The organism is Streptomyces sp. NPDC003011 (genome assembly GCF_053591515.1).
Genome location: NZ_JBSFTY010000147.1, coordinates 1 through 13,486, shown reverse-complemented (window position 1 = coordinate 13,486; position 13,486 = coordinate 1). Strand labels below are relative to the sequence as shown.

Annotated in this window: 10 protein-coding genes and 2 tRNA genes; 4 read left to right on the top strand and 8 right to left on the bottom strand. The window is 70.8% G+C overall.

What is annotated here, in order from left to right; all coding sequences use genetic code 11:
• Positions 1 to 192 precede the first annotated feature (192 nt).
• A tRNA-Lys gene (locus tag ACWD0J_RS39895) sits at positions 193 to 266 on the top strand.
• Positions 267 to 500: 234 nt separating this feature from the next.
• Here ACWD0J_RS39895 and ACWD0J_RS39890 read toward each other — a convergent pair.
• The 3 genes from ACWD0J_RS39890 to ACWD0J_RS39880 all read right to left on the bottom strand — a co-directional run bounded on the left by ACWD0J_RS39890 (position 501) and on the right by ACWD0J_RS39880 (position 3,693).
• Positions 501 to 1,106 (bottom strand): lytic polysaccharide monooxygenase auxiliary activity family 9 protein, encoded by a 606-nt coding sequence (locus ACWD0J_RS39890; protein ID WP_451500765.1) that lies wholly within the window; start codon positions 1,104 to 1,106, stop codon positions 501 to 503.
• 127 nt (positions 1,107 to 1,233) lie between these two features.
• On the bottom strand, positions 1,234 to 2,343 hold the full coding sequence (locus ACWD0J_RS39885; RefSeq protein WP_451500764.1) for an SPFH domain-containing protein: 1,110 nt from the start codon (positions 2,341 to 2,343) through the stop codon (positions 1,234 to 1,236).
• A 42-nt stretch (positions 2,344 to 2,385) separates the two neighbouring features.
• Entirely contained in the window at positions 2,386 to 3,693 is a 1,308-nt protein-coding gene (locus ACWD0J_RS39880; RefSeq protein WP_451500763.1) for a peptidoglycan-binding protein, read from the bottom strand.
• A gap of 176 nt (positions 3,694 to 3,869) precedes the next feature.
• On the opposite strand from ACWD0J_RS39880, the gene ACWD0J_RS39875 reads away from it, so the two are divergent.
• The 3 genes from ACWD0J_RS39875 to ACWD0J_RS39865 all read left to right on the top strand — a co-directional run bounded on the left by ACWD0J_RS39875 (position 3,870) and on the right by ACWD0J_RS39865 (position 8,504).
• Positions 3,870 to 3,943, top strand: a tRNA-Lys gene (locus ACWD0J_RS39875).
• Positions 3,944 to 4,560: 617 nt separating this feature from the next.
• Positions 4,561 to 6,570 carry a glycosyltransferase family 2 protein gene (locus ACWD0J_RS39870; RefSeq protein WP_451500762.1) on the top strand — a complete coding sequence of 670 codons (2,010 nt, stop codon included), beginning with the start codon at positions 4,561 to 4,563 and terminating at the stop codon, positions 6,568 to 6,570.
• Positions 6,567 to 8,504, top strand: coding sequence for a galactose oxidase-like domain-containing protein (locus tag ACWD0J_RS39865; protein ID WP_451500761.1), 1,938 nt, complete (start codon positions 6,567 to 6,569; stop codon positions 8,502 to 8,504). Before ACWD0J_RS39870 ends, ACWD0J_RS39865 begins: the two co-directional genes overlap by 4 nt.
• 69 nt (positions 8,505 to 8,573) lie before the next feature.
• Here the strand turns inward: ACWD0J_RS39865 and ACWD0J_RS39860 are convergent, their stop codons facing one another.
• The 5 genes from ACWD0J_RS39860 to ACWD0J_RS39840 form a co-directional block, all read right to left on the bottom strand.
• Complete coding sequence (locus ACWD0J_RS39860) at positions 8,574 to 9,593, bottom strand: glycoside hydrolase family 6 protein (protein WP_451500760.1); 1,020 nt, start codon at positions 9,591 to 9,593, stop codon at positions 8,574 to 8,576.
• Positions 9,594 to 10,071: 478 nt separating this feature from the next.
• On the bottom strand, positions 10,072 to 10,737 hold the full coding sequence (locus ACWD0J_RS39855; protein WP_451500759.1) for a class F sortase: 666 nt from the start codon (positions 10,735 to 10,737) through the stop codon (positions 10,072 to 10,074).
• A 3-nt stretch (positions 10,738 to 10,740) separates the two neighbouring features.
• On the bottom strand, positions 10,741 to 11,289 hold the full coding sequence (locus tag ACWD0J_RS39850) for a hypothetical protein (protein WP_451500758.1): 549 nt from the start codon (positions 11,287 to 11,289) through the stop codon (positions 10,741 to 10,743).
• Positions 11,290 to 11,392: 103 nt separating this feature from the next.
• The gene (locus ACWD0J_RS39845) at positions 11,393 to 12,172 is read right to left on the bottom strand and encodes an HAD-IIA family hydrolase (RefSeq protein WP_451500757.1); all 780 of its coding nucleotides are present in this window, start codon (positions 12,170 to 12,172) and stop codon (positions 11,393 to 11,395) included.
• Between the two features lie 115 nt (positions 12,173 to 12,287).
• A complete protein-coding gene (locus tag ACWD0J_RS39840) occupies positions 12,288 to 13,040 on the bottom strand; it encodes a hypothetical protein (protein WP_451500756.1) in 753 nt (250 codons plus the stop codon).
• Positions 13,041 to 13,486: the final 446 nt, after the last annotated feature.

Genomic DNA, 13,486 nt, shown 5'->3' with positions numbered 1-13,486 from the left:
GGAGGGTCGTCCGCGTACCGGGTGTACGTGGACGATCCCGACAACGCGGCGAGGTGCCGTGCCAGGCGTCGCGAGCCAGACGGGACTTTCGAAACCCGCCCTAGGCCGCCCCGGGAATGGTCGGAAGCACCCCTGGGGACCGGGTAGTATTTTCTCTGTCGTCGACCGCCGGAGGCGGACGGCGGGAGTCATGCGCCGCTAGCTCAGTTGGTTAGAGCAGCTGACTCTTAATCAGCGGGTCCGGGGTTCGAGTCCCTGGCGGCGCACAGACGAAGGGCCCCTCGCGACAGCGAGGGGCCCTTCGCGCGTGGGCCTCCGGCCGCGCTTCCATGGATCCCCCGGATGTCCCTGCGCCGTCACGCTCGGCGGCGTGCGGGGAACCTACCCGCGGGGGCGGCCGCACTGTCTCAAGCGGGGCTCAGAGGTCACGTCGGACGACGTCCGGGACCCGCGTGCGCCGGAACCGAGCCTCCCGGCGCACGCGGTCCTGCCCGGCCGGTTCAGAACGTGACGTCCGAGCAGGCGTAGAACGCGTTGGCCGTGTCCGCGACCGTCCACACCGCGACGATCACATGGCGGCCGCTCAGCCCCGACGGCAGGGTGCCGCTGTGGGAGAGCGTGGACGGGGGCCGCTGGCCGCCGTAGGGGACGGTCAGGAACGGGGTGAGGTTGAGGTCGGAGCGGGCCAGGTTGTGGTTCTGGTTCCAGCCCTGCTTGGTGACGTAGTACGTGAAGTCGCTCGTGGCGTGCATGGCGGTGAACTGCCAGCGGAACGTGTAGCTCTGGCCGCCGGTCACCTTGGTGGCGGGCCAGGCCCCGCCCGAGGGGGTTTTCGGGCTGTCGAGCTGGGCGAAGGGCGTGTTCCCGCCGGAACATATCCGGCCGTCGGCCGGCCCGGCCCCGGGGAAGCCCTTGGGGCCCTCGACGCTCTGCGGCTCCCACTGGATGTTGCCGCAGTTGGTCACGGTGCCGTTCTGGCAGAGCTTCTGACGGCTGACGGGGAGGTCGGTGTAGCCGTGGCCGCTCGCGCCCTGGGACGAGAGCACCAGCGCTCCGGTCGTCGCGAGGCCGAGCGCGGCGGCGTACCACTTGGTCTTTTTGCGCATGCTGCCGCTCCTGGAGAACGTGGGGGAGTTTCAGTGAGCCGTGCAGGTAGGTCTAGACCAAGTTCAGGTTAGGACCGCTAGTTGAACATGTCCATACCAATCGCCGAAGTCGGTGGCCGGACCTGGCTCACCGCCCCGCCTCTCCCCTCCCCGCGCAGAACGCCACCGTCAAGTCCTTGACCAGTGCCTTGCGTTCGTAGTCGTCCAGCTCCACCAGCCCCCGCATGGTCAGCCGGGTCACCGTGTCCTCCACCGAGTCCACGACCGACGTGAGCACGCTCGCCCGGTGCTGGGCGTCCAGCGCGGCGATCCGGCGGCGGTGCATCGCGGCGGCGACCTCCGGGGCGTACTCCACCCGCAGTGGCTGCACCGCGAACACCTCCAGGCCGACCGGCGCGGCGTCCGCCGCCACCAGCCGGGTCAGCCGCTCCCCGGACGCGTCGCCGGAACCCCGCCCGGACCCGGGCGTCTCCACCGGCACCCGGGCCAGCGCCGCCTCCACGCACGCCCGCAGATACGTCTCGTGGTCCTCGACGCCCAGGGTGGCCCGCGCGGTGTCCCGCACCCGCCACACCACCAGCGCCACGACCCGCAGCGCTACCCCGCTCGCGTCGGCCGCGGGCATCGCCTCGCTGCGCCAGTGCCGCAGCCGTACGTCCACCCGGCGGCGCAGCACCAGCGGATTGACCCACATCAGGCCGGTGCGCCGGACCGTGCCCCGGTAGCGGCCGAACAGGGCGAGCACCCAGGCCCGCCCGGTCCGGCCCCGGGCCAGCCCGCCGAAGCCGAACAGCCCGAGGGCGCCCGCTCCGGCGTACGCCGCCCACTGCGCGGGCCCCAGGCCCGCCCCGGCGTACGGCGGCAGCCCGAGCGCCTGCACCGCGAGCGGCGGCAGCACGCCCGCCCACCACGAGGTGGCCACGCCCCCGGCCAGCCCGCAGACACCGGCGAACACGCCCACCGCACCCGGCAGCACCCGCGCGGGCCGCTCCACCAGCGCGGGGTCGACCTGGGGCACCGGGCTCGGTCTCGCGGGCACCGGGCGCCGGAAGCGGGGCTGCTCCCCCGTGCCGTGCCGGCGTGAGACCACGGCCGGCCTCAGCGGCACCGACACCGGGTCGGGGTCGTCACGGAACAGCAGATGGACGGGGATCTCGGTGGTCGACTCGTTCTGGATGAGCCGAGCGGGCCGGGACGGCCCCTCGGACTCGGGGGTATGGGATGTGGTCGTACTCATGCGTGCCTCCAGCCTCCGCGCCAGATGCGTCACAACAGGTGGTCAGGAAAAGAGCCGCCGCCAGGTCTCCGGGCCCGGGTAGCCGTCCGCCGCGCCGCCCCGCCAGCCCTGGGCGCGCTGGAACGCCTCGACGCCTCGCCGGTCCGCCTCGCCCCAGCGCGGTCCCGGCCCGGTCGTGTAGTGCCTGCCGAACCCTTTCTTCAGAAGCTGCTTCCCGAGCTGGGTGACGTACGCGTTGTGCGCGCCCGGCCGGAACAGGGCCCGCCCCGGATAGCCGGGCACCCCGTGGGATCCGGGAGCCGGGGGCCCGGCCGCCCCGGCGGTGACGTCCCGGCCCCGGCCCGTCACCAGCAGCTCCCACGTCAGCGGGCCCGGCAGCCCGTCGGCGTCCTGGCCGCGCCAGCCCTGGGCCTGCTGGAACGCCCGGGTCGCCCTGCGGTCCGCGTCCGACCAGCGGGGGCCGGGCCCCGAGGCGTAGTGGCGTCCGGCGCCGCGCTCGACGAGCATCCGGCCGAGCCGGGTGACGTACGCGTTGTCGGCGCCGGGACCGAAGGAGGCCCGGCCCGGGTAGGGCGTCCCGGCGGGCACGCCCGGTTTCGCGGTGTCCGGTTCCGCGCCGGCCGTGCCGCCCGCGAGCCCCTTGTAGCGGTAGGCGAGATAGCGGTCGGAATTGCTCCAGTAGGCGTACGGGGTGGCCTGACTGCGGGTGTGCGGGCGGGTCTGCTCGTAGGCGGTGTAGTAGGTGTGCGTGTAGTCCGTCCAGCCTCCGAAGATCACGACGTGGGACCCCTTCTCGGGGTCGGACGGGTTGTGGAAGAGCAGGATGTCTCCGGGCTGGAGGTCGTCCTTGGTGATCCGCACCCCGTACTGGCCGAGACTGCCCGTCCACTCGTTGCCCGGCAGGTTCCAGGCCATCGACACGAAGCCCGAGCAGTCCTGCCGGTACCCGTCGCTCCAGTACGCGGACATGCTGTACGGCACCTTGGCGGCGATCCATGTCTTGGCCCGCTTGATGATGTCCGCGCGGGTGATCGCGGACACCGTGCCCGGGGCGGCCGGCGCACCGCTGGGACCGTGCAGCGGGGCCTTGCCGCCCTGGGGGGTGTCGGGCTCCTCACCTGCGGGAACGCCCGGACGGGCAGGGGCGTGGGGGGCGGCGAGAGCGGAGGCCGGGTGGCCGCTGACGAGCGCCGTGGAGGCCGCGGCGGCGACGATCACGGCCCGGTGGGCGGCCGGGTGGCGGCCGGCGCGGGCCGCCGGGGAATGCGGCAGGACGCGCCGCCAGTGGACGCATCCGGGGCAGTCGCAGTCGCTCGCGGGATCGAATTCCTCGAAGACCGGAGCCGCCATGCGATTCCCCTCACACCTCAGGTGGAAATGTCCGCGCCTGTGCACGTTCGCCAGTTTCTCAACTGTCGCCCCGACGCGCATGTTGACGGTCCGAATGATGTACGGCGCCCTGCCGGGGCCCGGCAGGGCGGTCCGGAGCACTCCGCGATGTCCGGTAAAGTCGTGCAGGTCAGCGCGCGCCGCTAGCTCAGTTGGTTAGAGCAGCTGACTCTTAATCAGCGGGTCCGGGGTTCGAGTCCCTGGCGGCGCACGATGGTGAGAAGCCCCTCGCACAAGCGGGGGGCTTCCGCGTGCCCCGGAAGGACAGCTCCCCCGATTGGCCGGATACCCTCTCGCCATGGCGACGCACGACGGTCCGTTGAACTGGACGCGCGCGCCGGCCGTATGGAACGGAAGGCCGCCGAGGAAGCCGGCCCCGCCGAGACCGCCCGCGTGTTCCACGCCACGCCCCACCGGAGGTGAGGCGACGAGGAAACACGTGGACGGCATCCGCACCCTCCTGTCCACAACGGCTCCACACGGTCCCCACAGGGGCCACAATGAACGCGTATGACCGGTAAACACCGCGTTTCGCATCTTGCGATCATGATGAACACCGTAGAACCCTGGTTCCTTCAAGATGCTGCGGTTTCGCGGCAGTTGGGGGGCAAGGAGCCGGTTGCCGGTGTTGCGGGGAAAGGGACCCCGTTCATGGAGTGGTGCCGAGGGGGGCATCATGCAACCGGAAGGTCGCAGTTCTGTGTCCATAGATGTGGACGATGTGGTGACTGTGGCCCACCGCTGATACGACTGTGGAGGGTCGAGGGGGACCCGAGCAGTGGTAAGGAAACGACACCACGCGGAGACACGCGTGTGGGGGGATGACTCATGACGTCGACGCCGACGGGCGCCCGGCAGAACTACGACCCGTCCCAGACCACCCAGCTCAGGGTGCCATCACATCGGACCGGTGCGTTCCGCCGGATAAAGAAGACGCTGCCGAAGTACGACTACGAGCACTACAGCCGACTGGCAGGTCCCCTCACCCAGCCCGACCCGACCAAGCCGTACAGAGTGCAGTACCGCTCCCTGATCTCGCAGGAGCCGCACCGCATCCGGGTCGCGCTGATGCTGGCCGCCGCACCGCTGCTGTCGCTGGTGCTGCTGGTCTGGCTGCTGCAGCCCGCGCACTGGACCGTGCGCGACTATCCGGCCTTCGCCTGGCTGCCGGCGCTCGACGTCGTGATGCTCGTCTCGATCGGTCTGATCGAGTTCTTCCGCTGCATGAACGTGCTGTCGAACGCGCACGCGACCCTGGTCGCCCGCGACCCGATCCCGGTGGTCCCCGAGACCGGTACCAGAGTGGCCTTCCTCACCTCCTTCGTGCCCGGCAAGGAGCCGCTGGAGATGGTGACGAAGACCCTGGAAGCCGCGGTGAGGATCCGCCACCGCGGCCTCATGCACGTCTGGCTCCTCGACGAGGGCGACGACCCCGAGGTGAAGGCCGTGTGCGAGCGCCTCGGCGTGCACCACTTCTCCCGCAAGGGCATCGCGAAGTGGAACCAGGCCTCGGGCCCGCACCGCGCCAAGACCAAGCACGGCAACTACAACGCCTGGCTGGACGCGCACGGCGACACCTACGACTTCTTCGCCTCCGTGGACACCGACCACGTGCCGCTGCCGAACTACCTGGAGCGGATGCTCGGCTTCTTCCGCGACCCGAACATCGGCTTCGTCATCGGCCCGCAGGTCTACGGCAACTACGACAACTTCGTCACCAAGGCCGCCGAGTCGCAGCAGTTCCTCTTCCACGCGCTGATCCAGCGTGCCGGCAACCGCTACGGCTCGCCGATGTTCGTGGGCACGTCGAACGCCGTACGCATCAGTGCGCTGAAGCAGATCGGCGGCCTGTACGACTCGATCACCGAGGACATGGCGACCGGCTTCGAGATCCACCGCCACAAGAACCCGGCGACGGGCAAGAAGTGGCGCTCGGTCTACACCCCGGACGTCCTCGCGGTCGGTGAGGGTCCCAGCGCCTGGACGGACTTCTTCACCCAGCAGATGCGCTGGTCGCGCGGTACGTACGAGACGATCCTCAAGCAGTACTGGAAGGGCTGGTACTCGCTGCCGCCGAGCAAGCTCTTCAACTACACGATGATGATCATCTTCTACCCGATGTCCGCCCTCAACTGGATCCTCGCCGCGGTGAGCTGCGCGCTCTTCCTGGGCCTGGGCGCCTCCGGTGTGAACATCGACCCGACCGTGTGGCTGATGCTCTACGGCAACGCCTCCGCGCTGCAGATCGGCCTGTACATCTGGAACCGCCGGCACAACGTCTCCCCGCACGAGCCGGAGGGGTCCGGCGGTGTGGCCGGCATGGTCATGTCCGCGCTGTCCGCGCCGCTCTACGCGAAGGCGCTGATCGACTCCGTGCTCCGTCGCAAGAGCAAGTTCGTGGTCACGCCCAAGGGCGACTCGGCGAGCCCGGACCGGTGGTTCGGGACCTTCCGGTACCACTGGTACTTCATCCTGCTCTTCGGCGCGTCGATCGTCGCCGGTTTCGTCTTCGGGCACGCGCACCCCGCGATGATCATCTGGGCGATGTTCGCCACGCTGATCACCGCGACGCCGATCTTCGCCTGGCGCCACATGCTGCGCCAGGCGAAGAAGAAGCCGGACGTGCCCGAGCAGGAGCCGCGGGACGCGGTTCCCGTCGCCCCGCCCGCGGCCCCCGTGGGGGCCTACGAGCCGCAGGCGCTGCCCGTGCAGCGCACGGCGGCCCAGCACGCCCCGCAGCACAAGCCCAGCTGGGCCGCTGCGAACGAGGGCTCGAACGGAACGGGTGACCAGACCATGCAGATCGCCCTTGGTGGACTTGGGGGACGTAAGGAATGAACGACCGTGCAGGCCGCCGCCGCGCCCGTCGACTCGCGATAGGCACGGCGGTGGTGCTCGCGCTGGCCGGCATGAACGGGCCGTGGCTCTACCGCTTCGGCACCGAGAAATACCACCAGTACCAGATCAACAAGCCCGAGTACAAAGCCGCGAACGGCAAGTGGGACATCATCGAGTTCCCGGAGGAGTACCGGCAGAACACCATCCACGCGGCGCTGCTGCGCACCGGGAAGGTGCTGCTCGTCGCCGGCTCGGGCAACAACCAGGAGAACTTCGACGACAAGAAGTTCGACACCCGGATCTGGGACCCGGTCAAGGGCACCATCAAGAAGGTCCCCACGCCCAAGGACCTGTTCTGCACCGGCCACACCCAGCTCGCCAACGGCAACCTGCTGATCGCGGGCGGCACCAAGCGGTACGAGAAGCTGAAGGGTGACGTCACCAAGGCCGGCGGCCTGATGATCGTGCACAACGAGAACCCGGACAAGCCGATCACCCTGCCTGCGGGCACGAGGTTCACGGGCAAGGAGAACGGCAGGACCTTCGTGTCGAAGGACCCGGTCGTCGTCGAGCGGGCGACCAAGAAGTTCGACAAGAACACCGGCGAGTTCCTCGGCAACACCCCGGGTCTCGGCCGTATCTACGTCGAGGCGCAGAAGAGCGGCGCCAAGTACGAGACGGGTACGCAGGACAACTACAAGGTGCTGGGCCTGTCCGGCGCCGACGCGAAGAACACGTACGGCATCGCGCAGAAGCTCGCCCTCGACAAGAAGGACTTCCAGGGCATCCGGGACGCCTTCGAGTTCGACCCGGTCGCCGAGAAGTACATCAAGGTCGACCCGATGAAGGAGGCCCGCTGGTATCCGACGCTCACCACCCTGAGCGACGGGAAGATCCTCAGCGTCTCCGGCCTCGACGACATCGGCCAGCTGGTCCCGGGCAAGAACGAGGTCTTCGACCCGAAGACCAAGAAGTGGACCTACCTGCCGAAGACCATGCAGTTCCCGACGTACCCGGCGCTGTTCCTGATGCAGACCGGCAAGGTCTTCTACTCGGGTTCCAACGCGGGCTACGGTCCCGACGACGTGGGCCGTGACCCGGGCGTCTGGGACGTGGACACCAACAAGTTCACCAAGGTGCCCGGCCTGAGCGATCCCAAGCTGCTGGAGACGTCCGCAACCGTGCTGCTGCCGCCGGCGCAGGACGAGAAGTACATGGTGATCGGCGGCGGCGGGGTCGGCGAGTCCAAGCTGTCCAGCAACAAGACGCGGATCATCGACCTGAAGGCCGGCGACCCGGAGTTCGTGGACGGGCCGTCGCTGGAGAAGGGCACGCGCTATCCGCAGGCGTCCGTGCTGCCGGACGACACCGTGCTGGTGTCGGGCGGCTCTGAGGACTACCGCGGACGCGGGGACTCGAACATCCTGCAGGCCCGGATGTACCACCCGGACACCAACACGTTCGACGAGGTCGCCGATCCGCTGGTGGGCCGGAACTACCACTCCGGGTCGCTGCTGCTGCCGGACGGGCGGGTGATGTTCTTCGGGTCGGACTCGTTGTACGGGGACAAGGCGAACACGAAGCCGGGCACGTTCGAGCAGCGGATCGAGATCTACACGCCGCCGTACCTGTACCAGGGCGCGCGGCCGTCGCTGTCCGGCGGTCCGCAGACCATCGAGCGCGGGGAGTCGGGGACGTTCACCTCGCAGCACGCGTCGTCGGTCAAGAAGGTCCGGCTGATCCGGCCGAGCGCGTCCACGCATGTGACGGATGTGGACCAGCGGTCCATCGCGCTGGACTTCAAGGCGTCGGGCGACAAGATCACGGTGACCGTCCCGAAGAACAGGAACCTGGTCCAGTCGGGGTGGTACATGCTGTTCGTCGACGACGACCAGGGGACGCCGTCGAAGGCGCAGTGGGTGAAGGTGCCGTAGCGGCACCGCACCGGGGGCGCCCTCCGTCACGGAGGGCGCCCCCGGTCACGTACCGGACACCACGCGGAACTACGGGGACGCCTTGGCCAACTTCAGTGCGTAGTCCGTCCACCACTCGCCCGCCTTCGGGCCGCCCTTGCACTCGCCGTCCGACTCTCCCGGCCGTTTGACCCAGACGTAGGCGTCGACCAACGGGTCCGCCGTCTTGGTGGTCGGGGTCTCGCCCAGGGCCCGGCCCGGCGGGTTGCACCAGCGCTCGTCCGGGTTGCCGCCCTCGTACGGGCCGTTGCCGTTGCGGCTGGTGTCGATGACGAAGGGCTTGCCGCCGACCTTGGACGAGAGCTGCTTGCCGTAGGCGATGGAGTCCTCGGTCGAGTAGAAGTTGGAGACGTTGACCGAGAAGCCGTCGGCCTGGTCGATGCCCGCGCGTTGCAGCGGTCCGAAGATCTGGTCGGGGTTGCCCCAGCCGGCGTTGCCCGCGTCGAGGTACACCTTGGTGTTCTTCAGGGCCGCGAGCTTGCCCACGGCCTCCTTGAGGAGGGCGTACCGCTCCTCGTGGAACTCCTCGCCCGTGCAGCCGTCGACGAGGTGCAGCACGGCGTCCGGTTCCAGGATCACCGTCGCGGACCGGTCGCCGATGCCCTTGGCCACGCCGTCGATCCAGGCCCGGTAGGCGTTGCCGTCGGCGGCGCCGCCCTGCGAGTACTGGCCGCAGTCGCGGTGCGGGATGTTGTAGAGGACCAGCAGGGCCGTGCGGTCGGCCTTCGTCGCGGCCTCGGTGAAGCCGCGCGCCTCCTGCTCCGGCTCGTCCACGCCGATCCACTCGCCGGTCGGCTGCTCGGCGATCTTGCGGATCTGTTCCGCCTCCGCCTTCTTGCCGGCCTTCTCGTAGGCGGCCGCCTGCTGGGCCGCGTTGCCGTCCGGGTTCACCCAGAACGGATCGGTCGCCTTGGGCTGCTGGGTGATCCCGGTGCCGGCCTCGCCGTCCTCGTCCCCCCCGCCGTCCGATGAGGAACACCCCGCGATCAGCAGCGCCGCCCCCAGCACCGCCGCGGAAAACCGTGTTCCGGCCCCCCTGCTGACGTACATCCAACTCCCCCTTGGGTGCACCGTTCCAAGTCTCAATCCTGACACACCCGTCGCGTCTCCCATGAGGTCGTCCACGCCTTGTCCGGAAGCGGTTGCGGCCCCGACGGTCGGGGTACGCGCGCGCCTGTACGGGGGCGTACGTCAGCGGAAGGGGAGTGCTCGGCGAGTGCTCGGGCCTGCGGTACACCGGTGTCGATCCGGGTGGCCCACGCCGACGCCCGCCGGGCCCCGCTGCACCTTGTGGAGGACGCACAGCGACCGCTTCGGGACGTCACGTCACGCGCCCTCTAGGCCCCGGCGGACATCCGTTCTAGAGTCTTCATTACGGCCCCAGCCCCTGGCCAACGTTTCACCACCGTGGTTTTCGCAGCCTCCCGTGCCGGCGCCGGGTTACTCCCGCAGCCCGTGCGCGCGCGGTTGAGGACCAGCCCGGTCGGCGGCTTCGGGGGGAGCGGGCCGCCGACCGGGCCAGGTGCCCTCAGAGACCGGTTCCGGTGAGGTACGCCGACACGATCACGTTCGCCGTGTAGCTGCGGCTCGCCCGGTCGAAGGTGCCGCCGCAGGTGATCAGCCGGAGTTCGGCCCGTCCGGTCTCCCGCGGGCCGTACGCCTGCTGGGCGTCGAAGCGGTCGCGGGTGACGACCCGGACGTCGTCGACGGTGAACTCGGCGACCTCGCCGTCGTCCCGGATCACCCGGACCGTCTCGCCGGGCCTCATGGCGCTGATCTTGTAGAAGACGGCGGGCCGGGTCTCGGTGTCGACGTGCCCGACCAGCAGGGCGGTCCCGGTCGCCCCGGGCTTCACCCCGGCCGCGTACCAGCCGACGGCCCCGGCCCGGTCGAAGGGCGGCGGATCGATCGCGCCCTGCCCGTCGAGGCCGCGGGCCACGACCGGTGCCTGGATGCCGAGGCGGGGAATGTCGACCCGCTGCGGGAGCGCGTCGCCGAGCGGCCGGTGCGGGGGCGGCAGTTTCACGTCCGGGGGCCGGCCGACCGCCGCCATGTCGCCGGTGGCCGGCGCGGATATGCCGTGCCGTACGTCGGTCACCTCGCGTCCCCACAGCCACAGCCCGAGCAGCAGGAGTGCCCAGGCCACGCCGGTGAGCAGACGGCCGGTGCCGCTGGTGCGTTCTCGGTCGGACATGGGTCAGCCCGCCCTGCGGCTCCGGCGGCTGCCGAGCAGCACGACGGCCGCCGCCGCGACGGTGGCCAGCACCAGCCCGGTCACCGCGTGCCCGGTACCGGGCCCGGTCTCGCGGTCGTCCGCGGCGGCGAGCCCGGCGGCGCCTCCGCCGCCGGCCCGCACGGGGGCGACCGGTGAGGCGGGGGCGGTGGGCGTGGTGGGCTGCCGGGACGGCTGTCCGGAGCCGTGGCCGACGGTGATCGTGCCCTTGACGCGGAAGTCGGCGCAGACGATCTGCACGGGGTACGAACCGGGCTCGATCGAGGAACGGACCCGGGTCTCGCCCGCGAGCGTGCCGCCGGCGCCCGCCAGCCGCGCCTCCGCGACGAACGCGGCCGAGGCGGCGGTGGCGGTCTTCCCGGCGCAGCCGCTCACCCGCAGCGCGACGTCCGCGCCGGGTGCGGGGGAGGACGGAGTCACCGAGACGCTGCCGCCGTCCGCCGCGTACGCGGCGGGAGTGAGGGCGGCGAGAGCGAGGGTCGTGGCACAGAGAGTGAGGCGTGGAAAACGCATCGTGAACCTCCAGATACCTGGAGACTCCCCCCGGGCCGCGGGCCCCGCATCCGGGTGGGGCCCGCATTACTCCGTCCGGGTCGTGTTTCCCGCCTCCCGGGTTTCAGATCCGCTCGACGAGGTCCGCGATCGAGTCCACGATGGTGGACGGCCGATAGGGGAAGTTCTCGATCTGCTCCGGCCGGGTCAGCCCGGTCAGCACCAGGAAGGTCTGCATCCCGGCCTCCATGCCGGCCAGCACGTCGGTGTCCATCCGGTCGCCGATCATCGCGCTGGTCTCGGAGTGCGCGCCGATCGCGTTGAGCCCGGTGCGCATCATCAGGGGGTTCGGCTTGCCCGCGAAGTACGGCTGCCTGCCGGTCGCCTTGGTGATCAGCGCGGCGACGGCACCGGTCGCGGGCAGCGGGCCCTCGGCGGAGGGGCCGGTCTCGTCGGGGTTGGTGGCGATGAAGCGGGCGCCGCCCTCGATGAGCCGGACGGCCTTGGTCATGGCCTCGAAGGAGTACGTCCGGGTCTCGCCGAGGACGACGTAGTCGGGTTCGTGGTCGGTGAGGACGTATCCGATGTCGTGCAGCGCGGTGGTCAGGCCCGCCTCGCCGATGACGTACGCCGAACCGCCCGGCCGCTGGTCGTCCAGGAACTGGGCGGTGGCGAGCGCCGAGGTCCAGATGGACTCGACCGGCACGTCCAGGCCCATGCGGCGCAGGCGGGCGTGCAGGTCGCGCGGGGTGTAGATGGAGTTGTTGGTCAGGACCAGGAAGGGCCTGCCGGACTCGCGCAGCCTCTTGAGGAAGGCGTCGGCGCCGGGGATCGGTACACCCTCGTGGATGAGTACACCGTCCATGTCGGTGAGCCACGACTCGATGGGCCTGCGGTCTGCCATGTGCGGGATCTCCTGCCGTACGCATGTACGCGGTGCTGCGTGCGCCCCAGCCTAGACAGAGGCCCGATCTTGAGGGAACGGCCGGGTGCCGCGGGGCCGGCGGAGCACCGGGGCGTCAACGGCGCCGGCGGGCCAGCAGCAGCGCGCCGGCGGTGACGAGGAGCAGGGCGACGGCGGCCGCCGCGGCTCCGCCCGTCGGGCCGAGTCCGGTACGGGCGAGTTCGTCGGCGAAGGGGAGACGGCCGGCGGGGGGTGTGGAGGCGTCGGCGTTCGGGCTGGGTGACGGCCTCGGGGTGTCGGTCTCGGCCTCGATCCCGAACCGGTAGGCGTTCGACTGCCCGACCCAGTCGCCGTCGTCGTCGTGGCGTTGGACGACGGCCGCGTGGGCGGTGACCTCGTTCGGCACGGCGTCCGAGGTGACCGCGAGCCGTACCGTCACGCTGACGGTACGGCCGGGCCCGACGGTGAACCCCGAAAAGCCGTCCCCCTCCCCGGCGAACACCCCGACGAGCTCGTCGGCGTCGGTCCGCTCGAACACCACCGCGTGCGGGCGGGACCCTTCTTTCCCTTCGAGGAACTCCAGCCGGGGCTGCCCGGGTTCCAGAGCCCGCCGCTCGTCGACGAGGACGACGACGGGGTGGATGTTCTCGCAGGTCCGGGTGGTGATGTTGGTGAGGTCCAGATTCCAGACGCCGAATCCACCGCCGGCCTCGTAGGAGTCGGGACCCCCGTGGATACGGGTGGTGAGCGGGAAGGCCCGCCCGTCGGACACGGCGGCACAGGAGTCGGCGTACGCGGGGGACGCGAGCGGGAGATGCGCGGCGGCGGCTGCCGCGAGGCAGAACAGGGCGGACGTAGGCAGTCGCATGAACACATGACCATGCCGGTCCCGAACCCCCGAGAGGCGCAGCCACCCCGGCCGGGTCCACCGAATGGACGCGCAAGGCCGCCCGATCGGCGGGCGGGGGGGGCGGCTCGGAGAGGGGTGCCGCTGCGTGCGGCGGGCGGTGCCGGGCGGCGGGCGGTGCCGGGCGGCGGACCGGGGAGGCGTGCCGCTGCGCACGGCGGGCGGTGCCGGGCGACGGCCCGGAGAAGCGTGCCGCTGCACACGGCGGGCGGTGCCGGGCGACGGCCCGGAGAAGCGTGCCGCTGCACACGGCAGCCGTCGCCACCCGGCGGCCCGCAGAGACGTATCCACTGCCCACGGCAGCCCCTGCCGGGTGGCGCGTTCACTCCCCCGTGCAAGGGGGCTGCGGGCGCCCCCGCGGCACGCCGTAAGGTTGGGTGGTCAAGCGAGGGCACGTCGGAAGGAGG